Origin of the sequence: Pedobacter sp. L105 (assembly GCF_009765875.1) — a bacterium.
GTDB lineage: Bacteria > Bacteroidota > Bacteroidia > Sphingobacteriales > Sphingobacteriaceae > Pedobacter.
Window position 1 is genome coordinate 121,768 of record NZ_LMUP01000001.1, and the last position, 24,438, is coordinate 146,205.

At 38.6% G+C, this 24,438-nt stretch carries 22 protein-coding genes; 10 read left to right on the plus strand and 12 right to left on the minus strand.

Features of this window, described 5'->3' with window-relative positions; all coding sequences use genetic code 11:
- Window positions 1–260: 260 nt before the first annotated feature.
- The 6 genes from GSQ84_RS00610 to GSQ84_RS00635 form a co-directional block, all read right to left on the minus strand.
- The gene (locus tag GSQ84_RS00610) at window positions 261–1,670 is read right to left on the minus strand and encodes an alpha-L-fucosidase (protein WP_158795309.1); all 1,410 of its coding nucleotides are present in this window, start codon (window positions 1,668–1,670) and stop codon (window positions 261–263) included.
- A 43-nt stretch (window positions 1,671–1,713) separates the two neighbouring features.
- On the minus strand, window positions 1,714–3,333 hold the full coding sequence (locus tag GSQ84_RS00615; RefSeq protein WP_158795310.1) for a RagB/SusD family nutrient uptake outer membrane protein: 1,620 nt from the start codon (window positions 3,331–3,333) through the stop codon (window positions 1,714–1,716).
- Between the two features lie 43 nt (window positions 3,334–3,376).
- Window positions 3,377–6,709 (minus strand): TonB-dependent receptor, encoded by a 3,333-nt coding sequence (locus GSQ84_RS00620; protein WP_158795311.1) that lies wholly within the window; start codon window positions 6,707–6,709, stop codon window positions 3,377–3,379.
- A gap of 137 nt (window positions 6,710–6,846) precedes the next feature.
- Window positions 6,847–8,010, minus strand: coding sequence for a FecR family protein (locus GSQ84_RS00625; protein ID WP_158795312.1), 1,164 nt, complete (start codon window positions 8,008–8,010; stop codon window positions 6,847–6,849).
- 75 nt (window positions 8,011–8,085) lie between these two features.
- Window positions 8,086–8,640: an RNA polymerase sigma-70 factor gene (locus GSQ84_RS00630; protein ID WP_158795313.1), complete on the minus strand. Its 555-nt coding sequence runs from the start codon at window positions 8,638–8,640 to the stop codon at window positions 8,086–8,088.
- A 481-nt stretch (window positions 8,641–9,121) separates the two neighbouring features.
- Complete coding sequence (locus GSQ84_RS00635) at window positions 9,122–9,631, minus strand: RICIN domain-containing protein (RefSeq protein WP_158795314.1); 510 nt, start codon at window positions 9,629–9,631, stop codon at window positions 9,122–9,124.
- A gap of 243 nt (window positions 9,632–9,874) precedes the next feature.
- On the opposite strand from GSQ84_RS00635, the gene GSQ84_RS00640 reads away from it, so the two are divergent.
- A complete protein-coding gene (locus tag GSQ84_RS00640; protein WP_158795315.1) occupies window positions 9,875–10,951 on the plus strand; it encodes an acyltransferase in 1,077 nt (358 codons plus the stop codon).
- Between the two features lie 4 nt (window positions 10,952–10,955).
- Here the strand turns inward: GSQ84_RS00640 and GSQ84_RS00645 are convergent, their stop codons facing one another.
- A complete protein-coding gene (locus GSQ84_RS00645) occupies window positions 10,956–12,158 on the minus strand; it encodes an MFS transporter (protein WP_158795316.1) in 1,203 nt (400 codons plus the stop codon).
- A 156-nt stretch (window positions 12,159–12,314) separates the two neighbouring features.
- On the minus strand, window positions 12,315–13,295 hold the full coding sequence (locus tag GSQ84_RS00650) for a hypothetical protein (protein ID WP_158795317.1): 981 nt from the start codon (window positions 13,293–13,295) through the stop codon (window positions 12,315–12,317).
- Window positions 13,296–13,451: 156 nt separating this feature from the next.
- Here GSQ84_RS00650 and GSQ84_RS00655 point away from each other — a divergent pair, with 156 nt between their 5' ends.
- From GSQ84_RS00655 to GSQ84_RS00665, 3 genes are all read left to right on the plus strand, one after another.
- Window positions 13,452–13,949 carry a cupin domain-containing protein gene (locus GSQ84_RS00655; RefSeq protein WP_158795318.1) on the plus strand — a complete coding sequence of 166 codons (498 nt, stop codon included), beginning with the start codon at window positions 13,452–13,454 and terminating at the stop codon, window positions 13,947–13,949.
- A 528-nt stretch (window positions 13,950–14,477) separates the two neighbouring features.
- Entirely contained in the window at window positions 14,478–15,911 is a 1,434-nt protein-coding gene (gene dnaA / locus GSQ84_RS00660) for a chromosomal replication initiator protein DnaA (RefSeq protein ID WP_158795319.1), read from the plus strand.
- Window positions 15,912–16,132: 221 nt separating this feature from the next.
- Complete coding sequence (locus GSQ84_RS00665) at window positions 16,133–16,639, plus strand: FKBP-type peptidyl-prolyl cis-trans isomerase (protein ID WP_158795320.1); 507 nt, start codon at window positions 16,133–16,135, stop codon at window positions 16,637–16,639.
- Window positions 16,640–16,752: 113 nt separating this feature from the next.
- Here the strand turns inward: GSQ84_RS00665 and GSQ84_RS00670 are convergent, their stop codons facing one another.
- Window positions 16,753–17,412, minus strand: a complete 660-nt coding sequence (locus tag GSQ84_RS00670; RefSeq protein ID WP_158795321.1) for an HAD family phosphatase — start codon at window positions 17,410–17,412, stop codon at window positions 16,753–16,755.
- 159 nt (window positions 17,413–17,571) lie between these two features.
- Between GSQ84_RS00670 and GSQ84_RS00675 the strand changes: the two genes are divergently transcribed.
- From GSQ84_RS00675 to GSQ84_RS00695, 5 genes are all read left to right on the plus strand, one after another.
- Window positions 17,572–17,748 (plus strand): hypothetical protein, encoded by a 177-nt coding sequence (locus GSQ84_RS00675; RefSeq protein WP_158795322.1) that lies wholly within the window; start codon window positions 17,572–17,574, stop codon window positions 17,746–17,748.
- A 93-nt stretch (window positions 17,749–17,841) separates the two neighbouring features.
- Entirely contained in the window at window positions 17,842–18,051 is a 210-nt protein-coding gene (locus GSQ84_RS28310; RefSeq protein ID WP_371416343.1) for a sigma factor-like helix-turn-helix DNA-binding protein, read from the plus strand.
- On the plus strand, window positions 18,038–18,532 hold the full coding sequence (locus GSQ84_RS00685; RefSeq protein WP_158795324.1) for a hypothetical protein: 495 nt from the start codon (window positions 18,038–18,040) through the stop codon (window positions 18,530–18,532). Before GSQ84_RS28310 ends, GSQ84_RS00685 begins: the two co-directional genes overlap by 14 nt.
- 149 nt (window positions 18,533–18,681) lie before the next feature.
- Entirely contained in the window at window positions 18,682–19,554 is an 873-nt protein-coding gene (locus GSQ84_RS00690; protein WP_216848836.1) for a hypothetical protein, read from the plus strand.
- Between the two features lie 244 nt (window positions 19,555–19,798).
- Window positions 19,799–20,086, plus strand: coding sequence for a helix-turn-helix transcriptional regulator (locus GSQ84_RS00695; RefSeq protein ID WP_158795325.1), 288 nt, complete (start codon window positions 19,799–19,801; stop codon window positions 20,084–20,086).
- Between the two features lie 29 nt (window positions 20,087–20,115).
- Here the strand turns inward: GSQ84_RS00695 and GSQ84_RS00700 are convergent, their stop codons facing one another.
- The gene (locus tag GSQ84_RS00700; protein WP_158795326.1) at window positions 20,116–20,955 is read right to left on the minus strand and encodes a glycerophosphodiester phosphodiesterase family protein; all 840 of its coding nucleotides are present in this window, start codon (window positions 20,953–20,955) and stop codon (window positions 20,116–20,118) included.
- Window positions 20,956–22,215, minus strand: a complete 1,260-nt coding sequence (locus GSQ84_RS00705) for an alkaline phosphatase family protein (RefSeq protein WP_158795327.1) — start codon at window positions 22,213–22,215, stop codon at window positions 20,956–20,958.
- A 144-nt stretch (window positions 22,216–22,359) separates the two neighbouring features.
- Between GSQ84_RS00705 and GSQ84_RS00710 the strand changes: the two genes are divergently transcribed.
- Window positions 22,360–23,445, plus strand: a complete 1,086-nt coding sequence (locus tag GSQ84_RS00710; RefSeq protein WP_158795328.1) for an SGNH/GDSL hydrolase family protein — start codon at window positions 22,360–22,362, stop codon at window positions 23,443–23,445.
- Between the two features lie 13 nt (window positions 23,446–23,458).
- On the opposite strand, the gene GSQ84_RS00715 is transcribed toward GSQ84_RS00710, so the two are convergent.
- The gene (locus GSQ84_RS00715; RefSeq protein ID WP_158795329.1) at window positions 23,459–24,364 is read right to left on the minus strand and encodes a LysR family transcriptional regulator; all 906 of its coding nucleotides are present in this window, start codon (window positions 24,362–24,364) and stop codon (window positions 23,459–23,461) included.
- Window positions 24,365–24,438 lie beyond the last annotated feature (74 nt).

Consider the following 24,438-nt stretch of genomic DNA (forward strand, 5'->3'; position numbering starts at 1 on the left):
TGTAATACGATAAAGTAGTAATATTAATATAAGTATCACCCTCGCAAAGTCAGATTCAGCAGTAGGCGGGGATAACAATTTTGGGATGTCGGTCTCAAAAGCTGAACACGACGATGTTCAGTTGCTTAAAGTAAGACTTAAATCATTAGCTTCTTAGTTAGATCAGATCTGCGGCATAAATATGTATTTCCCATAAAAAAGCCCTCAAAAAGTTAGAAACTTTTTGAGGGCTTTTTTATTACGAGTTCTTTAATCAGATTTTAATTAACGCGGGTTTCATTATAAACCTCAAATTCTGCAATAGAAGGAGGGGTATCATAAGTTTGTATATCAATACGTATTTTACCTCCCGTCAATCTCTTAAACCGATGTAGTTTAATTTTACTCAGATTTTCTCCTTCAAATATTGTTTTCCAGGTATTTCCATCGTTATATTCCAGCTTGTACTTTTTTATATTATGCTTACTTTCCGCAATAACAATGGTATTAAAGCTTTGTGGTGTTCTAAAGTCGATTTCATACCATGGTGATTTAACTTCAGGATTAGATTGCCATGAACTCTGGAAATCATCATCATTGGCAAAATCCATAATATTCATATCATCGCTCCAGCTGGAATTTGCAGGCTGATTTTTAGCCAGGTTTGTGGAAATGATAGGTGCACCTGTAGGATTTAATTTACCCACTGTTCCTTCATTTTTCCATAGTTTACCTACTTCTTTAAGAGCAGCAAGTGCATTGTCGTCAATCAGGCCGTCACGGTTAGGGGCGGCATTCAAGATGAAATTGCATTTTGCATTATTTAAAGGGATCAGGAGGTCGTTAACAATCTTACCAGGTTCTCTTACCGGAGTAGTTGGGAAATTAGTTTTCCAGAACCAGGCAGTGTTAATTGGAATACATGCTAAAGCAGGCATTGTATTGGTCTCTTTTGAAATTCGCTGACCAGCACCCATTTCATAGGTTTTTATGTCTGTATAATACAAACCTTCCCCTGGATATTTGGCTCCATTCAGATCCATCAGGATACAGTTTGGCTGAATTGATTTAACCAGTTTATAAATCTCTTCAAACGGTACCTGGTCATAAGAGATCCTTGACCATGGCGCGTCCCATCCATCAATGATCAATGCCTCGATAGGACCATAGTTTGACAGCAATTCTGTTAGCTGTTGTTTAACCATTGCTATATGTTTTGGCTGGATCTCATTTGGACGTAATTTGTGGTGTGTATCCAGTATAGAATAGTAGAGCATCACTTTTAATCCATTTGCTCGGAATGCGTCAGTGAATTCTTTCACTACGTCGCGTTTTAAAGGGCTGTGCATCACATTGTAATCTGTACTTTTTGTATCCCATATACAAAAACCACTATGGTGTTTTGTAGTTAGACAGCCATAGGTCATATTTGCCGACTTAGCAGCTTTTGCCCATTGGTTACAATCCAGCTTTGTTGGATTAAATGCCGAAGCAGGAGCTTCCGGATCAGGCCAGTCCTGGTTAAAATAAGTAGCGATACCGAAATGAATAAACATGCCGAATCTTAAATCGACAAACGATTGCTGTAACTGGGATAAGGGAAGCTGATTTTTGGAAATGCTTTGAGCATTGATATGGAGGCTTTGTAGTAAACACAAAACAATCGCATAAGTAGTGAGTTTTCTTTTCATTTTTCTAAAATTACTGATTTCGTTTTAATTGGCTGACTGAAATTTATTTCCATAAGGGGTTTTGTGTTAAAATACCTTTTGACGCATCTACGGCCGACTGAGGAATTGGCCATACATAAAATTTAGGATTATTAAAATAACGGGTTTCAATAACAGACTTAGGATATTTGTTGGTATGCCCGTTAGCGGTACTGATGGAAGTGATTCCGGCAGAAGCATCTACCGTGTAGATAGGGCCCTGCATCACCTGCTTACCAATTTTCCATCTCAGTACATCAAAATACCTAAGCCCTTCGCCAGCAAGTTCAATCCTTCTTTCATGTCTGATAAATGTTCGCAGGCTAGCCTGGTCCATAGACAATCCATTTACGGCAAATGTATTAGCTACTGATGGCATATGTGCCCTGGTTCTTATCAGATCCAATGCGGCAATGACATCACCCGTAGGGCCACCTACTTCATTCTGTGCTTCAGCAAAATTTAACAACACTTCGCCGTAACGGAAGCTTTTCCAGTTATTGGTTCCGGATCTTACGTAGTCATAATGGTCTACATTTTTAGCCCATGAAAATCCAGACCTTGAACCCAGGTCGCCTCCGATCCTGTCACCGGCATTGTTAAACGGATCATATTGATTGATATCCGGAAACTGTGGGTAGGCAAAAATGTCTCCGGGACACAATATGCTTTCTCTCAATCTTGGATCTCGGTTATTAAAAGGGTCTGTAGGCACATAACCCGGATCTTTTGTATATGGGTAATACCCGTTTTTACTTTCATAATCGGCTACCAGTTCTGCCGTTGGATCCATGATATTTCTTCCGTTCATGAGTGCCTGTGAACCCAAAATATCTCTTAAACTATTCTGATGAACAGATAGTGTGTAGCCGAAGGATAAAATATCTTCAGATGAATAATCGCCGTCTTTCTGGAAAAACGCGTAGTAATCCGGATACAACTGATACAGGTTCATATCCATTACAACTTTTGCTGCGGCTGCTGCTTCAGCATACTGACCGTTGTATAAATAAACGCGGGCTTTAAGCGCTAGGGCGGCCCCTTTAGTCGCACGTCCCAGGTCTGCACCCGTATAGGCTACAGGTAAAACGGCAGCGGCCTCATCCAGCCATTGTGTTACGCTTTTTAAAATATCTGCTTTCGCGGTTTTAGGGATATCCGCAGCGTTGGGATCAGTGATCAGGCTGTTCACAAAAGGTACATCCCCGTAGAGTGCGGTCATGATAAAATACCGGTATGCCAATACAAATTTTACTTCCCCGCTAAGCCTGGCTTTTAAAGCAGGGTCTAAACCTGGAACTTTGTCAACATTTGTAAAAAAACTGAAAGCCTGCCGCATGGGTTCATAACTCCACTCTTTACTGCTGATCGTTGCATCCTGGGTGCTGTTGCCAAAGCGTCTTGTAGTAGGATCATTGCTAATTCCATTATCGCTCATTCCTTCATAATAGACAAAATTGTCTTGCGGCAGATAGGTATACATCCGTGTAGCAAACATTACCGCATCATCAGGAGTTTGCCAGTAGGTTTCGTCTGTAATCTGGTTTAAGGGAGTCTGGTCAAGAAAGTTCTTCTTGCAGCCGGAGCCGAATAAAACTAATACGGCGCAGAAAACAAAGGTTATTTTTTTTATATGATAGTTCATTTTATCTCTTTTTAAAGGTGAATTACAATCCCGTCTGCAATAGTTAAAATCCGACATTTAATCCTATACTGATGTTCCGCACCTGCGGATAATTAGATCCGTCTCCATAATTGGCTATTTCCGGATCGAGTGATTTAGGGAAGTTTTTACTGGTGATCACAAACAGGTTATCCGCAGCTACAAAAACCCTGCACGAAGAAATACCTATCCTTTTGACCATCAGGTCGCGGAAAGTATAACCTATCTGCACATTTTTAAATCTCATGTAAGATGCTTTAAATAACCACCAGCTTGAAAGCTCTGCATTATTGATAGATTGATCGGTTCTTAAAATAGGATACCTCGCATTTGGATTGGTCGGCGACCAGTAATCCAGTTGCGACTGAAGAATATTACCATCACCATTAAAGAAAAATGGAACCTGTGCGCCTCCCTGTACCCGAAGCAGATTACTCAGTACGCCCTGCATTAGCAACGATATATCAAAACCCTTGTAGGATGCGCCCAAATTAATGCCGTACCTGTAATGTGGTGTAGCCTGGCCTAACAGCACCCTGTCATCCGGTGTGATCTTACCATCTCCATTCACATCTTTAAATTTGATATCCCCGGGCTGATCCCTGGGATCTTGTGTGGCATGACTGGCAATGTCAGCTGCCGACTGGAACAGGCCTTCTGCCTTTAAGCCATACCATACCCATTGCGACTGCCCTACGATCAGTGGATTATCTCCATAAGTTGGACCGGTTCCACCCAGATCCAATATTTTGTTTCTCGCATCGGATAAATTAACCGAGGCGTGGTAACTCACATTGCCGATATGATTTTTGTAGCCCAGGCTAATCTCAAATCCCTGATTTTGCATTTTACCTACATTCTGCTGAGGTGCGCTAATCCCATAAGTGCTGGGAACATTTGGAGAACGCAGGATACCCGTTGTCCTGTCCCTGAAAACATCAATTGTTACATCAAGGTTTTTTAAAACGGTAAAATCAAGTCCGAAATTGGCTGTTGTTTTCACTTCCCAGGTCAAATCAGGATTAGGGGAATTGTTATAATAAGTGGTGGTTGAGCTTGCCTTGTTCAGCACATATTTATCCTGAGCGATAGTATTTGCCCATGGATAAAGTCCGCTCGCATTCTGATTTCCGACCTGCCCATAGGAACCCCTGAACTTTAGAAAATTAACCACATCGGTTAAAGGCTTAAAAAAATCTTCCTGGGAAGCTATCCAGCCGGCAGAAACAGAAGGGAAAAAGCCGTATTTCTGATTTAAAAATACTGATGTTCCATCGTAACGGGCATTGGCTTCAATTAAGTACCTGCCCTTGAAGCTGTAATTCAGGCGGCCAAAGAACGAACGAATAGAATAAGCAGTCGCATTTCCCGAAACATTAGTCAGGGTTGGATCGGATGATCCTGCATCAACCTGATCAAGTGAATTGTTTAAGAATCCATACCGGGTAATACTATTATAATCATAACGGTTTTCTTCCTGTGAATATCCCAGAAGCATCTTCAAATTGTGCTGGCCTAATTTTTTTTCATAATTAAGTGTGAGCAGGGTGGTTGGATGACTCGTTGCGGAGTTTGCTTTAGAAACACTGTTTGGGTTATTGTTATAAACCACAATTTGTTCATCATCATTGTATAAAGGATATTTATTGTTAAAGGCTGACACAAAACTGTTATTGTAATTATAGCCGTATGTTCCATTGATGAACAGGTCGTCTATAATTTTAAACTGGGCAGTGAAATTAGTGTTGATCGTATTGTCCGTTTCGTTCTGAATCCCTCCCTTAGTCATAATGTCATTGGGCTGAGAACCTCCTCTATAACTTCTGTCGTTACCTGCTGCGGTGTAGGGATATTCTGTTACGGGAACAATGTACGACCACTGCAGGGCATTGCCTATCCCATAAGATGGCTGTTCTTTGTCTTCTTTGGTGAGTAAAGAATTAATACCCAGTTTTAGCCTTTTGCTGACCTGAAAATTAATGTTCACTTTGGTGCTGTAACGTTTGTAATCAACATTTTTTATTAATCCTCCCTGATCCAGATAACCTCCTGAAACATAATAATCAATCTTGTCTGTTCCACCTGAAACGCTTAAATTTTGCTGGGTCTGAATAGCCTGGTTATTTAAAATGTAGGGAAGCCAGTTTGTACTTGGCAGTGCTCCTGATTTGTATTTCTGAACGAGATCCGGTGTGTATTTTACCTGGGCACCAGGATTGTCATTTAACTGGGCCTGGTTGTATAAATCAACAAATTGCGGCGCATCTACAAACTTTGGCAACCTTGCGGCTTTCTGAAATCCCACCATTGAACTGTATTGCAGGGTCGGTTTTGTATTCTGACTTCCTTTTTTAGTGGTTACCAACAATACACCACCAGAAGCCCGTGCACCATAAATGGCTGTTGCAGAAGCATCTTTAAGTACGCTGATAGAGGCAATATCTGCAGGGTTCAGGTAATCGATGCTATTGACTGCCATACCATCCACAATATAAAGAACAGGGTTGTTGGATAAAGTACTGTTGCCCCTGATGTCAACAGACGTTGAACCATATCCCGGGTTTGCATCTGTTTGCTGAATATTCAGTCCGCCTGCTTCCCCCTGCAGGATATTCAGTACGGAAGGAACCGCTCTGTTTTCAATATCCTTACTGGAAATTGTTTCAACAGAACTGGTTACACTTGCTTTTTTTTGCGTACCATAACCTACAACAACAACTTCATCCAGCGCGTTATTAACACTTGGAATAAGCTGAACGGTTAAAGTTTTATTATTGCCCACTTTAACCGATTTGGTTTCATAACCGATAAAAGCGACGGAAAGACTATCGTTTTCATTATTAATTTCCAAACTAAACAGACCGTCTTTATCTGTAACGGCACCTTTTCCAGATCCTTTAACACGGACAGTGGCTCCGGGTAAAGGATGGGCATGTTCATCAATCACTGTTCCACGCAAAATCCAGTTAAAAGAAGACCTGAGTTCTTCTTTATTGTTTTCCGATCTCTTAATTACAATCGTATTGGCATTGATCACATAATTCAAATGCTGCCCCTCCAGACATTTTTTCAGTACATCATCAATAGAAGCATTTTGGAATTCCACATTTATATTCTTTGTGTTTTCCAGTGTTTTGGTAACAAATAGAAAATTGTAGCCGGTTTGTTTTTTAATATCTAAAAAAATCTTTTCCAGAGGGACGTTCTTCCCCGATAGCGTGACTTTCTGTGCAAGAGTCTTTGCGCTTAATTGTAAAAGGGCCGCTAATAAAAAGACAAAGGTGAGTTTCACTTTAAGCAATAAATTAGTTTTCAGGCACCATTGTCTAATGCCTGTACTAGGACGGTAAAAATTCATACATTTGATGAGTTTGGTTTAAATACTTGTTAGGATCGCGAATTTTAATGGTGGTAAACCAAACGTCTGCTTCTGCAGATTTGCCGGGAGCGCTGAGAACGCTTCCGGTTTTGTTTTATCACCTAAAGGAGTAAGTTTTAGGTCATAACGATGATCCTCCTTCCCACAACTTTAAAGTGTACGGCGTCTGTTAACTGTAATAGTTTTAATACTTCGTTTATGTTTTTAAACCGCGAAATTTCCCCTCTGAACTGGAGATCTTTGAAATTACCTTTGTATTCTATTTCTACATCGTACCAACGTGATATCTGGCGCATTACGGTATAGATATCTTCGTTCACAAACATAAAATCACCATTTTTCCAGGCAATAGCACCTTCACCTCCGTCAGACGCTGCTGAAACGGCCAGCTTGCCTGTTTGCTGGTTCAGCAGCCCCTGTTGTCCTGGTTTTAGCAATGCCTGCCCATGTGCTGAGGATAGCGATACTGAACCTTGTAGCAATGTAGTACTGCTTTGCTGCTCATCATCGTAAGCCTTAATGTTAAAATGTGTACCCAATACTTTAACTTTCATCTGGTTAGAAGAAACGATAAAAGGAACCTCCGGATTTTTGGCTACTTCAAAGTAAGCTTCTCCTGTTAATTCGACCTGCCTGGTTTTACCACCTTTAAAGGATGAGGGGAATTTTAAGGTAGACTTTGCATTTAGCCATACTTTTGTTCCATCTGAAAGATCAACCTGATACTGGCCTCCATTGGGTGTGCTGACTATATTTTTGCTTAATAAATCTGCTGAATTAGTTTCTTTTTCCTCGTCAACAGACTGGAAAGTCAATTCTCCGTTTCTGGATTTACTAATTAAAATATTTTTTTCATTCGCCAGTTTACCATTTTCTATATGATCTAAAATGATCTGTTTTCCATTAGCCAGGGTTAATGTAGCTTTATTGCTGCCTGGTACGATTGCTTTCTTCGATAAAATAGTCTGATGAGGTATATCGGGCCTGTTATTATATGTAAGAAATATAGCAAACACAATCAGGATAGACGCTGCCAATCCTATTAACTGTAAATGCGATGGATTTTTTTTAATTTTTTGTACAGGAAGATCCTTAAGCTGATCAACTCTTTCCTTGAGTTCATCATTAATCAGCTGAGGGTTACCCATGGTATCTTCATGCCAGCCTTGCTCTTCATTTTGTATCTGATTGAGGTAGGTGTTGTAGATCAATATATCCTCGTCAGTAGGATTACCTTCTGCAATTTTGCCGGCTAAAATTAGAAAATCTTCTTTTTTCATAATATATACACCAAAGGCACTTCATCAGGTGTGATCCCCCAAGGCTTGATGTGTTATTTTGAAAAAAAAATGATTTTATATAAAGAAGAGGAATATATATAAGCGGCCTAAAGATATTTTTAGTTTTTTTAGCGCTAATGTGATCTGATTTTCGACAGTTTTTTCGGAAATAGACATTCTGGAAGCAATTTCTTTATTGCTTAGTTCTTCAAAGCGGCTCATTTGAAATATTTGCCCGCATCTGTCTGGTAATCCTTTGGCAAATTCCTGGATCATCTGTCTTAACTCTTTAACTTCCAGTACATCATTCTCCGTTGGCTCCAGTTTTCCCGAATTAGCAATTTTTATAAAGAAATTTTCTTTGACTTTACCATGCCGGATGAAATTTGCTGCCTTATACTTTACCGCGGTTTTTAGATAAGCGCGAATATTTTGTATCTGGAGATTGCCCCTGGACTGCCAGATCCATACCAATATATCCTGACACAGGTCCATAGCCGCATCATGATCTTTTGTAATATAAAACGCTCCTGTGTAAAGATCTTTCCAGTGTCGGTTGTATATCTCATCAAAAGCAGATTGATCATCATGGTTTAATCTGTCGACCAACTCCATGTCGGAGAAATTCATGTAATCCATTGATATTGGTTAGTAGATTAGCTGCCTGGTTATCTGGCCGTCTAATATAATACTATAAAACCTTTTAGCAATATAATGGAGAGGGAAATATGTCAGTATGTTGTATTGGCAGGGGATAATCAGCTATTAATGATGACAATGATTTTTGTTAATTACATACACAATGGTTGCTAAATGAATTAAACCAAATTATGATCATCCAGTCCAAACAATAATTATTCAATCAATCAAATAGAACGAATTATGAAAAGTTTAAAAGTATTATTATTTGTTATGCTGGCAACGTTTAGCTATACAGCCGTAAATGCACAATATGTACACCACCGCAGACATCACAAACGGCATCATATTGTAAGACACCATATTCATCATTAATCTTTTAAAGATTTGTGATGATTATTGTAAGGGCCGGTTTTTCCGGCCCTTTTAATTTTCTGCAAAATGCTAACAGGCACATTTTGTTTTCAGATCGTTACATCGTAGGAGATTGCTGGTAAATGCTCCAGTATTGAAGTTTATCGTTTGTTTTTTTTGCCAGTATGATTTGCGAATTTGTACTTCCTTCTTTATCTGAAGGCGTAATATACAAGTCGGTTCCCTTCAACCTGATCATGAATATATCTTTACTCACCGTCTCAAATTGGTACTGCTGAATGGCATCACCAGTTTTATAGGGCTGCTCTTCTAGGGATATGCCGCTTCCGGGAGCCGATTTAGCCTGAAAGGTTTTATTTGTCAACAGATTCTGCAGCTGATACGTATTTCCTTCGATATGTTTGAAATCCCAGGTCATACATTTCCAGTTCTCAGGATGATAAAGCACTAAAGGAGTCCCATTTTTATTATTTGCATCCTTTACGCGTAAATACATACCTGTCTTTACATTTTTAACAGCATAAGTACCATTGATTTCCTGAGCAGAAGCTAGCTGATGAGTAGTGAAAATCAGGAGGAAAAAGAGTATATCATATAATTTTCTCATGTTATCAATTGATGTAAATGTATTGTAAATCAAAAATTAAATTTAATTCATTGTTTTTATTTTTGCTAATTTCTGTTCAGAATCCGGTAGGAAATGTGAAAACAACTATATTATTGTTACAGGATTCTAAGAGTTAAATTCTAATTTTGAATGTTCTGAATTAACGAAGCTCATTAAGCTGAATGTTTTATTTCCTGCGGAAGAAATTCATGGCTAATCAGACAAAGAAATTTAAAACTGATTATGGATAGTAAGGCTAAACAGCCCCGGGAACTCAACGTAGAATTGTTAAGGATCATTTTAATGATCATGATTGTGTGCCACCATTTTTTAATGCGTGGGAGAGGACTTCATTTATTGTATACTTCAGGTAGCACGCATATCGATAATCATGCTTTACACGGGCTTTTTATAGATAGTTTCCTGATCATGACAGTCAACTGTTTTATATTTATTTCAGGGTATTACGGGATCAAGTTTCGTGTAAAAACCATTCTCAGTTTATTCATCCAGGCAATTACTTATAGTATTGCAATTGATCTGATCTACGATTTATGTACAGACGGGGATATTTCTATGGAACCCATTTGGAATGGAATTTTATCTATTCCCAACGGGCAATGGTGGTTTATAACAGCTTATTTTTTCCTTTACTTACTCAGTCCGTTTTTGAACCTCCCCAAAAAATACCTGACAAAATTCCAGTTTTTATATATCCTGGGGGTACTTACACTGGTGAATTTTATTGTTGGTTTTACGCTTGATCCTTCTTCGCTAGGTGTGTTGAACGGATATTCGCTATTCAGTTTTATCTGCCTTTATTTTTATGGGCAGGCATTTAATGGATATCTTGATTTTAAAAAAGGAAGACTGTTTTATTTTAGTGTCTATCTGATCTGTTCCCTATTGATCTTCACCTTTTTCTTTGTGGGTTTGAAATATTTCAGCGTAGATCTTGCCTGGACTGCATTTTCCTATAATAACCCGCTGGTTCTCATCTCTGCTATTTCGTTCTTTTTCTTTTTTAAGAGCCTTAAGATTTCCTATACTAAAATTTCTTTTTTTTCCTCTTCTGTGCTGGCAGTATATTTAATACATGAACATCCGGTTTCAGCCGAACTGCTTACCCAAAATTTGAATAGAATTGCGTTAAAATATGAGATTGGCAATGTCTATTTTACGCTATTTTTAATTGCTTTGTTATTGTTCTTATGCTGTACGCTCGTAGAAAAGATTCGGTCGGCCGTAACAGAACCACTTTTGACTTACGTAATCAGCAAGTGCAAATTAGACAGATTGGATCAAAAGGTAAACCTGTAAACGGTTAAGCGATAACCCTCATTTTTTGCTTGTAATATATCAGGATGGCTAAAATAAAACCAATAAACACCATACACATACTAAAAGGAAAGATATAAAGTATACCGAAATGGCTGGCTACTCCTCCAACCAATGGTCCGGTAAGGCCAAGGGAAATGTCAATAAATAGTCCGTAACCACCAAGGGCAGCTCCTTTATTAGAAGCGGGAACTAATTTTACAGCTTCAACACCCAGTGCAGGGAAAACCAGAGAAAAGCCAAGGCCTGCAATTCCAGCACCTACCAATGCGATAGAAGGCGCGTGGGCAAGCCAAAGGATCATTAAGCCCAAAGTTTCCAGGGCCAGGCAAGCTATAGAAGTTCTCATACCTCCATATTGATCTATGGAACGGGCAAAGAATACACGGCCGAGAATAAAGAGAAGGCTAAAAGCCGATAAACATAATACTGCGCCCGACCAGTTTAAGTAAGAATAATATAAAGTAATGAAAGTAGAGATGGTACCAAATCCTAATCCACCCATAGCCAGACAAATTCCATAAGGGGATACCGTTTTGAGTACCTGTAAAAATGGTTGTCTTGGTGCTTTGCTGTTTCCTTTTAGGGCAGTTTTACTTTTTGCATAAAAGAGTCCTATTGCTCCTGCAATTACAATTAAGATGCCGATACTGCCCATACCATAGCTATTATGCAGAATAACACCCAATGGCGCACCCAGGGCTAACGCGCCGTAACTGGCGATTCCGTTAAAAGAAATCGCTTTAGCGGTATGCTGGTCACCAACGGCAAAAATAGCCCAGTTGATTGGACTGGCACCTACCAACCCTTCAGCAAAGCCGGTCATCAGACGGGTTAATATCAATGCCCCTAAGCTTAAGGCCGGATTATCTCTTAGCATAAAAGCGATGATCAACAGCACACCGCTTAACGAAAAACCTATCATACTCATTAATACCGCTGGTTTAGGGCCTTTTTTATCGACAATACTCCCTGCGTATCCGCGTAAAAGAAATGTAGTGATATACTGTACGCTGATCACAATTCCTGCAATCATGGTACTGAAACCTAAATCCTGGTGGATAAAAATAGGTAATACGGCCAGTGGTAAACCTATGGTGAAGTATCCAATAAATGTAAATGTGACGAATCCTATAATTGACAGACGAACCTTTGATGAAGAAGATTCGGTACTTGTTTCTGCTAGCATAACCTTTAAAACCCTATGATGACAGGGCAAAGGTAAAGACATTCAAAGACTTGTAAGATTTAAAAAGAACACTTTACTTTCATCTAACACTAATCGGTGTTTAACCATCAAATTAAATATTTACGCGCTTTGGTTATTTTCTATTTCGGAATTTATCTAATGTATTAGATTGCTGGCGTTTAATTTTGTCCGTATCCTTTTTGCAAATTTCAGGGGAACGCCGGCATAATCAGCAATCTGCTGATCTGAAAAACCAAGTATTGTAATCAATCTGTATACTTCATCTTCCTTAGCTTTCTTTTCGCCTTTTGCTTCTCCTCTTGCTTGTCCTTCTTTTTTTCCTTCCTTTTTTCCTTTTTGAAATCCGGCTATTTCGTAGTATTCAAAAAGAGCATCCTCAATTGTTATCATATTTTTACTATTCTTATTTATTAATAAATTAACTTCATGATCAAATTTAATTCTTATTTCTGAAAAATCAAAGTCTGCATAATAAAAAAGGAACTTCATGATTACCCTTTCTTTGGAAGCAGGTAATTTTTTTTCCAATATTAATTTGACCATTTTTAATTTGTAAGCCAGTAATAGTTCATCACCAGCAAGTCTATTTTTGATTTTCTTTTTTAAAAATGCGGCTTTAGCTATAAGTACAATCAACGCAAAACAATTGGAGTGTTTTAGCAGATCGTCTTCTTTCAGAAGGGCAATTTTACAAATGTTGAACTGATAGTTCATGATCGTTCCCATGAAATCAATATCGAATGTGTTTGCCCGGTTAATTTCATTCTGCTCAGTAAAAATAGCGTAGGCTGTGATTGGTATTTTATATCGCCTATAAAGCCTGTTAAAATAGCCGTACATCCTTTCGCCGAAATCCTTACTATATTTTTCCTGTACCTCCAGATGAAGCAGGATTTGACTTCCGTCCTGCAGATGCAGCCTTACTAATTTGTCCACTATTTTTTGTTCAAATTTCCCATTATCTGAGGGAAACTCCTGGTTGAGTTCTTTATTTAAGAACTCAAAACCTTTGGTCATATCTACAGCCCCGGCTAAATCCGGATTGATAAAGAGCAGGAAATCTTCGAAAAGCTGTTCAAGTGCACCCTTCCATAAAATGTCTTTTTGTTTTCTCATCAGATAAAGTTAATTCTAATAAATTAATAGCTGGTAATTCAATGTTAGATTAATAGCATAATGTGTTCGTCTGACTGGACTATTTTTCGGTCTTTTTTGGTTATTTTAATCCTTTTATATAAAGGACATTTGAATTGTAATTTAAAACCTATAAAAATGAAGAACATTCCATCTCTTACTACAGTCGGTCCACAGGAAGGCCAGGTGCTTTCAGTAGTTGGCGATTCCTATCGCGTAATTATCTCAGGTAAACAAACTAATGGTGCATATGCGGTTATTGATATGCTGGTGCCACCGGGTGCAGGACCAGGGCCTCATTCCCATGCCGGTATCCAGGAATCTTTTTATGTACTGGAAGGGGAAATAGAGGTCAAAACAGAAACAAAAACTTATATAGCAAAAAAAGGTGCCTTTGTAAATATTCCTATGGGTGGAATGGTTCATTGTTTTAAGAACAAAACGGATCAGGTAGCTCAGCTGTTATGTACAGTGGTTCCTTCAGGTTTGGAAGAATTTTTTCAGGAGATTGGGAAACCTATACCAGCAGGTACTTTTCTTCCGCCGCCCGAACTGACCCATGAAGATATAGAACAGCTGAAGAAAATTGCAGAGAAGTATGGACAGAAGTTGTTTCCACCAGACTATCTCGGTTAAAAGTTAAATCAATTTTAAAAAAGAAGCTGATATGTAAATGTAGTACCTGGACCCAGGCAAATCATAGGTTCTTTTCTTAACAATCTCTTTTCAAAAAAGAAGTACAAAATACTGCTGGTAAAACCTACACCATTTTGCCTGGAAAATTTGGCGGACTATGCTGCGGGCGGAATGGATATTGTAATAGATCGTACTTACCCGACGACTCTTTTAAAGAGGCTTATACACAAGTTCCTAAGGGAGGGGTTTTAGGAAAAGCAGTGTTCACCGTACCCGGCTAACAGTGGTAAGCTACTAAAAATGAATGGTAATAAAAAGGGGCTTAACCGCTTTTCTCAATTAGTTAACAACACATGTTAATAACTCGTGTTTATCCACATTGTAGTCAAAAATAAGTCTATATATGATTTATTATTAGCCACTTAACACTAAGTATAAGTTTGTGGTTTTTTGTTTATTGTTTTCTTGATCTTCGCAATCCCAAAAAGGCACACCGCTTTTTTAATGACTAATAATATCAAAATAACTATGCAGAATACTTGTACTACAGTGTGGAATAACTCACTCCAAACTATTAAAGCTAATATCCCGAATCAAAGTTACAGAACTTGGTTTGAACCGATCTCGGCATTAAAATTGGAAGGAAATGTTTTGACTGTACAGGTACCCAGTTTGTTTTTTTATGAATGGCTGGAAGAGCATTATGTGGGCCTTTTACGCAAAACTGTAAAACAGGAACTTGGAGAAGAAGGACGTCTGGAATACAATATTGTTGTGGATAATAAATCTTCTAACAGCGGTTCCCCATACACAACTAAAATGCCTTCCATTGGTAACGCCGGTGCATCGAAAGCATCTCCATCGCCAATGGCTTCAACCATTAATAAGGATCTGAGAAACCCTTTTGTTATACCAGGACTTAAGAAGCTGAATGTTGACCCGCAGCTGAACTCGAATTATACCTTAGAGAATTATGTAGAGGGAGATTGTAACCGTTTGGCACGCTCTGCGGGCTTTGCTGTTGCTGCAAAACCTGGTGCTACATCATTTAATCCTTTAATGATATATGGTGCAGTAGGACTGGGTAAAACGCATTTGGCACAAGCTATAGGAAATGAGATCAGACGTACCCATCCTGAAAAACTCGTGATTTTTGTATCCTGTGAAAAGTTCTGCCAGCAATTTGTTGAATCCCTGAAAAATAATACGATCAATGATTTTGTGAATTTCTATCAGGCAATGGATGTGATCATCATGGATGATATCCACAATTTTGCAGGAAAAGAAAAAACACAGGATATCTTCTTCCATATTTTTAATCATTTACATCAGTCGGGTAAACAAATCATCATCACTTCAGATAAAGCACCGAAAGACCTTTCCGGTTTGGAAGAACGCCTGCTGAGCCGTTTTAAATGGGGCTTATCAGCAGACCTTCAGATTCCGGAACTGGAAACCAGAATCGCGATCCTGAGAAAGAAAATGTATGCCGATGGGATTGAATTACCTGCTGAAGTTGTAGAGTATGTAGCGCATCACATTGATAATAACATCCGTGAACTGGAAGGCGCTATGGTTTCCCTGCTGGCCCAGTCTACCCTAAATAAAAAAGATATTGATCTTGCCCTGGCTAAATCAATGTTGAAAAACTTTATTAAAAATACAACCAGAGAAGTTTCAATGGATTTTATCCAGAAATTGGTTTGTGAATATTTTGATGTTCCTGTAAACCTGGTCAACTCCCCAACACGTAAACGTGAGGTGGTGCAGGCCAGACAAATCTCTATGTATCTGTCTAAAAGCCTTACCAAGTCTTCATTGAAAAGTATTGGTGCTTTTCATGGCGGCAGAGACCACTCCACTGTAATTTATGCTTGTCAGACTGTAGACGACCTGATGGGAACGGATAAAAAGTTTAAAACTTACGTCACAGATATTCAGAAAAAATTAAAGATGAACTAATCCTGAGCATCAATTTATTGGCAATTATTAAACGATGTGTTGTTTAATAATCTATAATCTGCTGGAAAAAGGTTGTTAAGGTTCCTGCAAGGTTAATAAAAACCGATTTAATGAATAAAACATCCCGTTAGTTAAGGCTTTAATGGTAAATAATGTTAAAATTTCATTAAAATTGTTTTTGTTCAATGCAAATTGATTTTTACCTATTACATTTGCTATAGATGATTAAGATAAAATACATATTGCTGATAGTTTGTTTAGCGGGATGCTTTGCAGCTTGTAAGAAAACTGAGAACACTAATGATGGAGCCTCTCAGGCAGCACAGTTAACTGCGGATACAACCGCGATACGTAAATTTATAGTAGCCAATAACATACCTGCTATTAAAGATAAATCCGGTGTTTTTTACCAGATCATCGCACCAGGAACAGGTTCAGTGGTTTATACGGCAAATACTACAATTACAGCAAATTATGCTGGCCGGTTACTTAATGGAACAGTTTTCGATACCAATTTAAGTTCTACAGGTGCGGTCGTAACACCATTTTCATTTACGCTTCCGAATGTAATTGTAGGCTGGCAGGTTGGTATACCTTATATTCAAAATGGTGGGCAGATCCGTCTGATCATACCGTCACTTTACGGTTATGGATCTACAGCAGTAGGTACGATCCCTGCAAATTCAATTCTGGATTTCACAATTACACTGACCAACGTGCAGAATTAATATTCATTACATAGAAAAAAAGGCCGCTCATTGAGTGGCCTTTTTTTGTGGAATAAACTATGGTATCGTTGCATTTGGTTATTTTGCTGTTCATTATAAGCTGGCCTGCGCTTTTATTGAAACAGTTGCTGTATAGTATCAAAAGATAATCCTGTATAGTCGTTCACATATAAGCTGCATGGAGGTAACTCTGCTATGGTATGTGAAGTAAGTACACCTACAACCCGCATTCCTGCATTCAGTGCCGCAGAAATTCCGGAGTAAGAATCTTCAAATACAATACATTGTTCTGGAGCTATACCGAGGTTAATGGCGGAAGTGAGGTATACTTCAGGATCTGGTTTGTGTTTTTTCACGTCTTCACTTGCCAGTATTGAACCCATCTGTTCACGAATAGGAACTTTACCCAGAATCAGGTCCAGATTTGCACGCGGAGCTGAAGTGGCAACGCCTAATTTTACGGCATTGTTTTTTAAGTTTTCTATAAATTCAACAACACCAGTAATAGGTTCAATATTTGGTGCATACAGTTTACGGAAAAGACCTTCTTTTTCTTCTTCCATTTGAAGGAGTTCTTCTCCGGATACCGGCCTGTTTAAAAAGTGGCTGAGAATATAACTGTTACTTTTGCCGAACATATGCTCAGCAAATTCTTCGTCTGTAGGGGAGAGATTACGGACTGAAAAAAATTCGCGGAAAGCTAATGAATGATAAGGATTAGTATGGCATATTACGCCGTCCATGTCAAATATGACTGCAATTTCTTTATTCATCCGGTAAAGTTAATAGGATTTTTACCATCATCACAAGTAAAGCAAGGGTATCTTCTTTATTAAAATTTTATTGTTTTTTAATTAGTTATAAAGTTTTTCTAATTTTAGAACTAATTAGAATAAAGTGTCTATTTGTGATGCCTGAATCAAAATAGTCATATGCTTAAAACCGATCAGCAGGCATTGGTGGAAAATAGGTTAGAAAGTGTAAGCAGCCTTTGTGAAAAATATGGAGGAATGTTGTTTGGTTATCTTTTAGAGGTGTTGAAAGATCGTAAACGTGCTGAGGAGGTTTTGGTAAAGCTTTTTTGCGATTTTTATCAGCAGTTCAATTAGAATGAATGGCAGGGAACAGGCAACTGGTGCCGCCTTCAAAGATTTGCCAGGGAAAAATTAGCAGATTTTGGCAGGGACGTTTAGCCCGGTAAAATCCATGTTGCGGCAGGTCTCGTATGGTATAGTTTAGGCAGTAAGTGTGTTGAACAGTTAACTGATGATCAGAAAAAGGTATTCTATGACGTGTATTATCGTGGAAGAACAATCGCTGTGATTTCAGCAGAATTAAATGAAACGGAAGATTTGATTAGGAAGACTTTAAAAGAGGCTTTCACTATAATGAAAAAAAATGGTGAAAATTAAAGAATACATAGAAAGTGGTATATTGGAATTATATGTATTAGGATTTACTTCTGAAGAGGAAACAAAAGAGTTGTTAACACTTAAAAAGAAGTATTCTGAAATTCAGGAGGCCCTGTGGGATCTGGAAACAGATCTGGAGAATATCTCACAACAGATGTCCATCACCCCGCCTCCCGGCACTTTTGAGAAAATCGAAGCGGGTATCAATTCGCTTGTTAAATCTCCCGGTGCTGAAGATATGCTTATTGCCGAGACCATTATTAATCATAAAACTGTCCCTGAAGACAGACCGATGTTTGAGGTAGAATCCTCATCCAGTCATATGCGTATCCTTAAGATATGGGGCTGGGTATTTGGGGCCGTTTTTCTCCTGGGCGCAATATTTCTGGCTTGTGCTATTTATTTTTATCATAAAAGTAATCAAACAGAACAGCAGATTGAAAGAATGAAGACCAGGCTTAATAATGAGCGTAAGCGCTAAGATCTTTTCTTTCGTTTTCCATCTGATGAGCATAACAATATGTGCAGATGATAATATTAAATTCATTGTAAGCTAATAGCTAATCAAGTGTTTTGTGATGATAAATAAAACGTTTTAATAACAGACGTTTTTATTTAAACATCGTAAAAATGAAAAAAACGTTTACTGCCTTACTGGCACTGTCTACCCTGATATCCGCTTTTACCCAAGAGAAAGTTGATCAAAAATCAACGCGTACAATAACAATTGATTCATTGGGCGCATGCCAGGGTATATCCTGGCAAAAAGGCCGTATATTTTTATATGGCGACAGAGAAGTAGGGATGATCAGGGAATACAGAATGAATAAGGACAGCCTCACCTATCAGTATAGAGAATACTTACTGACAAAAGACGGTAAAGATGTGATCAACCACCCAACAGGCATTGCATACAATGGTTTGAGCCCTACTTTTATCGGTAATTCAATCCGTTTAAGTAAAGAAGGAAATCAGTGGAAAGCCGTCATCTATTGCATTAACTGGAAGGGCCTGTTGAAAACAGGAACGCTTGATGGCAATATGATCAATACAATTGATGATGATGCCTGTATCCAAGGTACCCGGCCGGAGTATGTAAAATATAATGGGAAGTGGTATGTTGCGACAGCCGATTATGGAAATAAGAATAATGAAGTAAGACTTTATGATCCTGAAGCTTTGAGTAAGGCTAAAAAAACAAGTGAGAAAGGAGTGCTGTTTAAAAAATTCAGTTGTACAGCCTGGGTACAAAACCTGCATTGGATAGCAGATAAAGGAATACTGGTATTGATTCAAAATCAGGAAGAAGGGCGTAAATGGAAATTTACGTATGTCGATTTAAAGAAATCCATAACTTCAGGAAAACAGGAAGTGATCAGGGAAATCAACATCGACAAATCGGATGAATTGGAAGGCTTCTCATTCCTCGGTAATTCAACTGATGGCATTGCTGTAACCTCGTCAAGAACAAATAATGTAACCTTTACCAGAACTAGCTGGTAAAGGTCGCGCATCTATTTATTGATATTTAGCCAGCCATTTTGCTTTAATGCCAGCCCTGGCACTGATGAATTCTAAATCAGATTTTTCTGTCAAAACATCAATTTTGACATGGACTTATAAAGTCTATCACTATTTTCAAACACTTGTTTATATGATATTCCCAATTAAAGCGTTGTTAAAGCACCTTTAATTAGTTCCTTTGACACATCATCTGAAATCAAAATTAAATGGATAAATTGCAGCCATGACTACGAAGTTAGATTTAAAAAGAGTGGAAAGAATATCAAAAGCATTAGGTGATCCCTATCGTTTGAAGATTGTAGAGGTGATCAGAAAAGAGCAGGACTGGGTGCAATGTACTGCAATTGTTGAGATGATAGACCTCGCACAGTCAACCGTTTCCCACCATTTAAAACAACTGGTAGATGCTGAGTTGCTGATTGCTGTAAAGGAAGGACGTAATGCAAAATACAAAGTAAATAAAGAAGTGTTTGCAGGTTATATTAATTATTTAAGCCATTTTGAAGCATAAAAGGAGCGCTTTGATTTATTAACATACCTTTATCTTAGTGCCTTTTCCTTTAGAAATTTTATAAGTGCTGCAGGATGATCTGTCTGCAGGCCTTTTAAGCCGGTGGCCAATGCTTTATTCCAGTCGGCAGGGCCTTCACCCTCACTTTGGATATCCGGCCAAACCGGCAGGTGATTCCTTTCGGCAAAGATTACCATTTCCGGGTTGTACTGTTGATATGAACCATCCAGTATATCAGGATGATAATGTGTGAGGAAGTCCTTCATTCCATCTAAATTATGAACTTCATCAGGTAAACTTAACATCAGCGGCATCGCCGGAGCAACTTTTCGCCAGCCAGTATATTGTTCCGGGCTATTGATGTATACCAGCACTTGTTTTTGCATTCCATATTTTTCTATCATTTTATAAGCTGCCAGTGGATCTGCTTCCTTAAAATCAAGATAAATGTGAATGCGGTTTTTACAAAGTTTTAGGATCTGTTCAAAAGAAGGGATACGATAAGTGGTATGGTCAAGGCTATCCCGGCTTTTAACAGAGAGTTTTTCAAGCTGTTCAAAAGTAAGATCTTTAATAGCGCCATCACCGTTGGTCATCCGGTTTACAGTTGAATTGTGCATACTGATCAACTGACCGTCTTTGGTGGTACGAAGATCTATTTCAACATAATCAGCATCATGATCGATAGCCTCCTGGTAAGCTTTTAAGGTATTCTCCGGGTAGATAACATGATCTCCACGATGCGCGATAATAATGAATTTATGCTTTAATGCAGGTGCTGGATTAGGTTTATAACTGCTCCCGAATACCAAAATAAGTGCTGCGGTTACCGGAAACAGTACAAAGGCAGAAACTGAAAATAAACGCATCTATGGTTTTGTTTTTTCTTCCGGTTTAACCCACTTGTTTACCATATTGTATTTGCCTTCAATACTTACTTTGTAAAAAGCAGAAGGCATATCTTTCACTGAAACCAGTGCATGTTCTGCACCTGCGGGTACTTCTGCCAGTAATTGATAATGATCAGGTTTTCCTTCTTTTATCATATTGGTGGAGGCCACATAAATTTTTACTCTTCCTTCTTTATCCATAGCTTTCCAGCTTACATCAATCATGCCCTGAACATAGTTTGCATGAGGTTCGGCTACAGATAACGGGCCCATCATAGAAATACCATCAATCTCCCTTTGCCGGTTCACAGGGATGTCAATATGCATGAAATGTGCGATTGTAGGCATAATATCAACAATACCCGGATAATAATACTGTTCATAAGTATTTAGTTTAGCGGCATTGGTTACCATCCATGTTGAACGCTGCCTAACTGACTGGCCGCCGTGGTTACGTCCTGTTTGTTCATTCCTGCCATGATCGGTTGTGATAAATATCAGCCACTCTTCATTAAAATGCTGTTGACGATATTGGATAGCGGCCCATATTTTACCTACCTGCCCGTCCATCATTTCTATAGCTTTATAGTATTCAGGGCTATCTCCATGCATATGTCCCATATCGTCTGTATACTCCAGATAAACCCACGACAGATCCGGAGCATTTTTTCTGATCCCTGCAGCAGCTTCATCTGCAACTTTTTCATCGATGCGATGCATGAAATCGCGCTGTTTATCATGTTTAAAATTAATAGTATCCAGCTCGTAACCATCAGCATGCTCATCAACATGCAGTTTATTTGTTGCGGCTAAGCCATCACCTACCAGTTTGGTACGGTTGTCCAGCCAGCTGGAATAGACAGCTATCTTTTTATCAGGATACTGATCTTTAAATAATCTGAATAGTGTTGGATAGTTATAATTTGGGTCTTTTATATCATTGTCCCAGACGTTGTGTTTGTTTACCCATGTACCGGTTAACAGGCTATTGTAACCAACAGCAGAAATGGTTGGAGTTTGTGTATAGGTATCTTCATCTCCGCCAACATGCGCCCTCAAATAAGTACCCTGTTTAATGATTATATTGATATTTGGCGTATTTAATTTTTCCAATACATCGGCAGGTATACCATCGGCGATAATAAATAGTGCTTTTTTCGTTTTATTTTGTGCATTAACGATTGAGCTGGCTAATAAAAGCAGGAGCAGCAGTGTACTGGTCTTAAAACAATATTTCATCTGGATTGGAATAGGTAGTGCTAAGCTAAGGTCTAAACCATTTATTGGTGTTAAATAACTGTTATCAATTTATCATTAATTTCTGAAAACCTAACTACCAGCTATTGGGTGTTTATGTATATTTAGATCATCCAATCAATTGAAATGAGAATCATCATCTGCCTTAGTTTTTTCTTTACACTTTTCATAACCGGCCAATGCCAGGGACAGGACATTTTCATTAAGAGTAAGGATAGCCACATTCACTATATGGGACGTGTTGATAAACAGGACAATACTGCCCAGTTATCGTGGCCGGGAACAAACTTAACTATCAATTTTAAGGGTACAGGGGTTAAAGCCCTGTTAAGAGATGAAAGAGGGGATAATTTTTATACTGTTATCGTTGATGGTCAGGTAACCGGTACCATTCATCTCGAGAAAGAGAAAAAATCTTATCATCTTGCTTCAGGACTTTCTGCGGGTGAACATCATTTGCAATTGTTTAAACGTACAGAATGGGACAAAGGGAAGACCTGGTTTTATGGATTTCAGCTGGCACAGGGATCGGTTCTTTTACCTGCACCTATAGAAAAAAAGCATAAAATAGAGTTTTTTGGCAACTCTATCACTTGCGGATATGCAGTGGAAGACAGCTCTGGTAAAGACCGTGGCACCGCCCCTTATGAAAATAATTATATCAGTTATGCAGCCATCACAGCCAGACACTTTGATGCCGAATATTATTGTATTGCCAAAAGTGGAATCGGCGTAATGGTCAGCTGGTTTCCGCTGATCATGCCGGAAATGTATAACCGGCTGGATGCCACAGATGAACATAGCAGATGGAATTTTAAAAATTATACGCCTGATGTAGTGGTGATCAATCTTTTCCAGAATGACTCGTGGATTGTTAAAATTCCCGACAATGAGCAGTTTAAAGCCCGTTTTGGAACAGCCGCCCCAAAACCTGCTTTTATTATCAAAGCTTACCAGAACATGGTGGTGAAGATCAGAAGTGCCTATCCAAAAGCAGAAATTATTTGCGCACTCGGTAGTATGGACGCTACGGCATTGGGGGCACCCTGGATGGGATATATTGAGCAGGCCGTTAAAAATATAGGTGACGATAAAATCCATACCCTTTGTTTCCCTTACAAAAACAGGCCGGGCCATCCAAATGTAAAAGAACAGCAGGATATGGCTGATCTGCTAATTCCTTATATTGAAAAACTAACCGGCTGGAACTAAAATCGACATATGATTAAATAGCTGGCTGATCATTGGGCTTTCTGAAAAATGCTGTATAGCGATCTATAAACCAGTCGGCCGCCAAATTCTGCTGCGATCGATGTGCCAGTATCACTTCTGTAGACACAGGTATACTGACAAGGTCGATATATTTCAATTTCAAATCCGGAAAGTGATCTCTAACAGTTTGTGGTAAGATGGAAACACCCGCACCATTTTCTACCAGTCTTAAAATAGAATGCACATTATTTGCTTCATGTGTAATCTCAGGGACAAATCCCAGCCGCTGGCAGATCTCAATTAGTTTCTCATAATATACAGGTGCATATTCCCGGTTAAAAAAGATAAATGGTTGTTTTGACAGATAATTACTCAAATCTTTCAACTCAATCGAAGGATCTTCACCATCGGGAATAACCAGTAGAAATGGATCATGAAATAAAGTGATCATTTCCAGTTTCTCTGAATTAATAGGCGCTCTCATAATGCCTATATCCAGTTTTCCTTCTTCCAGCGCTTTTACTTGTTTTACGGTAGGGGTTTCAAAAAGTTTAACCGACAAAAAGGGAAAGACCTCACGCATTTCTTTGAGGGTATCCATCAAATGTACATGATAGGTAGAGCTGATATAGCCAATCCTCAATTCACCACTCAGGTTTTCGTGCAGCTGCCTGACCAGCTGTTTGCTTTCATTCAAATGGGAAAATAATTCATCTACCCGCTTTTTGAAATACAACCCGGCAGGGGTAAGGGATACACGTTTATTGTTGCGTTCAAATAACTTTGCCCCCAGTTCCTCTTCCAGTTCACGGATCTGTCTGCTTAATGGTGGTTGTGAAATAAAAAGCTTTAAAGCTGCATTTCTAAAATGCAGTTCCTCAGCTACGGTCTTAAAATAAAGCAAGTGTCTTAATTCCATGATACTTTACAGCTATCAATAATTGATAAAATTGGTATTTTTCAAATATCATGATTATCTATAGCTTTGAAATA

Excerpts from the sequence above, each read along its gene's own strand:
- GSQ84_RS00695 (WP_158795325.1), top strand. The coding sequence starts at position 19,799 with ATGACTACGAAGTTAGATTTAAAAAGAGTGGAAAGAATATCAAAAGCA.
- GSQ84_RS00690 (WP_216848836.1), top strand. The coding sequence starts at position 18,682 with ATGAAAAAAACGTTTACTGCCTTACTGGCACTGTCTACCCTGATATCC.
- GSQ84_RS00675 (WP_158795322.1), top strand. The coding sequence starts at position 17,572 with ATGCTTAAAACCGATCAGCAGGCATTGGTGGAAAATAGGTTAGAAAGT.
- GSQ84_RS00635 (WP_158795314.1), bottom strand. The coding sequence starts at position 9,631 with ATGAGAAAATTATATGATATACTCTTTTTCCTCCTGATTTTCACTACT.
- dnaA (WP_158795319.1), top strand. The coding sequence starts at position 14,478 with ATGCAGAATACTTGTACTACAGTGTGGAATAACTCACTCCAAACTATT.
- GSQ84_RS00685 (WP_158795324.1), top strand. The coding sequence starts at position 18,038 with ATGGTGAAAATTAAAGAATACATAGAAAGTGGTATATTGGAATTATAT.
- GSQ84_RS00610 (WP_158795309.1), bottom strand. The coding sequence starts at position 1,670 with ATGAAAAGAAAACTCACTACTTATGCGATTGTTTTGTGTTTACTACAA.
- GSQ84_RS00710 (WP_158795328.1), top strand. The coding sequence starts at position 22,360 with ATGAGAATCATCATCTGCCTTAGTTTTTTCTTTACACTTTTCATAACC.
- GSQ84_RS00655 (WP_158795318.1), top strand. The coding sequence starts at position 13,452 with ATGAAGAACATTCCATCTCTTACTACAGTCGGTCCACAGGAAGGCCAG.
- GSQ84_RS00645 (WP_158795316.1), bottom strand. The coding sequence starts at position 12,158 with ATGCTAGCAGAAACAAGTACCGAATCTTCTTCATCAAAGGTTCGTCTG.
- GSQ84_RS00670 (WP_158795321.1), bottom strand. The coding sequence starts at position 17,412 with ATGAATAAAGAAATTGCAGTCATATTTGACATGGACGGCGTAATATGC.
- GSQ84_RS00650 (WP_158795317.1), bottom strand. The coding sequence starts at position 13,295 with ATGAGAAAACAAAAAGACATTTTATGGAAGGGTGCACTTGAACAGCTT.
- GSQ84_RS00615 (WP_158795310.1), bottom strand. The coding sequence starts at position 3,333 with ATGAACTATCATATAAAAAAAATAACCTTTGTTTTCTGCGCCGTATTA.
- GSQ84_RS00700 (WP_158795326.1), bottom strand. The coding sequence starts at position 20,955 with ATGCGTTTATTTTCAGTTTCTGCCTTTGTACTGTTTCCGGTAACCGCA.
- GSQ84_RS00625 (WP_158795312.1), bottom strand. The coding sequence starts at position 8,010 with ATGAAAAAAGAAGATTTTCTAATTTTAGCCGGCAAAATTGCAGAAGGT.
- GSQ84_RS00630 (WP_158795313.1), bottom strand. The coding sequence starts at position 8,640 with ATGAATTTCTCCGACATGGAGTTGGTCGACAGATTAAACCATGATGAT.
- GSQ84_RS00705 (WP_158795327.1), bottom strand. The coding sequence starts at position 22,215 with ATGAAATATTGTTTTAAGACCAGTACACTGCTGCTCCTGCTTTTATTA.
- GSQ84_RS00665 (WP_158795320.1), top strand. The coding sequence starts at position 16,133 with ATGATTAAGATAAAATACATATTGCTGATAGTTTGTTTAGCGGGATGC.
- GSQ84_RS00620 (WP_158795311.1), bottom strand. The coding sequence starts at position 6,709 with ATGAATTTTTACCGTCCTAGTACAGGCATTAGACAATGGTGCCTGAAA.
- GSQ84_RS00640 (WP_158795315.1), top strand. The coding sequence starts at position 9,875 with ATGGATAGTAAGGCTAAACAGCCCCGGGAACTCAACGTAGAATTGTTA.
- GSQ84_RS00715 (WP_158795329.1), bottom strand. The coding sequence starts at position 24,364 with ATGGAATTAAGACACTTGCTTTATTTTAAGACCGTAGCTGAGGAACTG.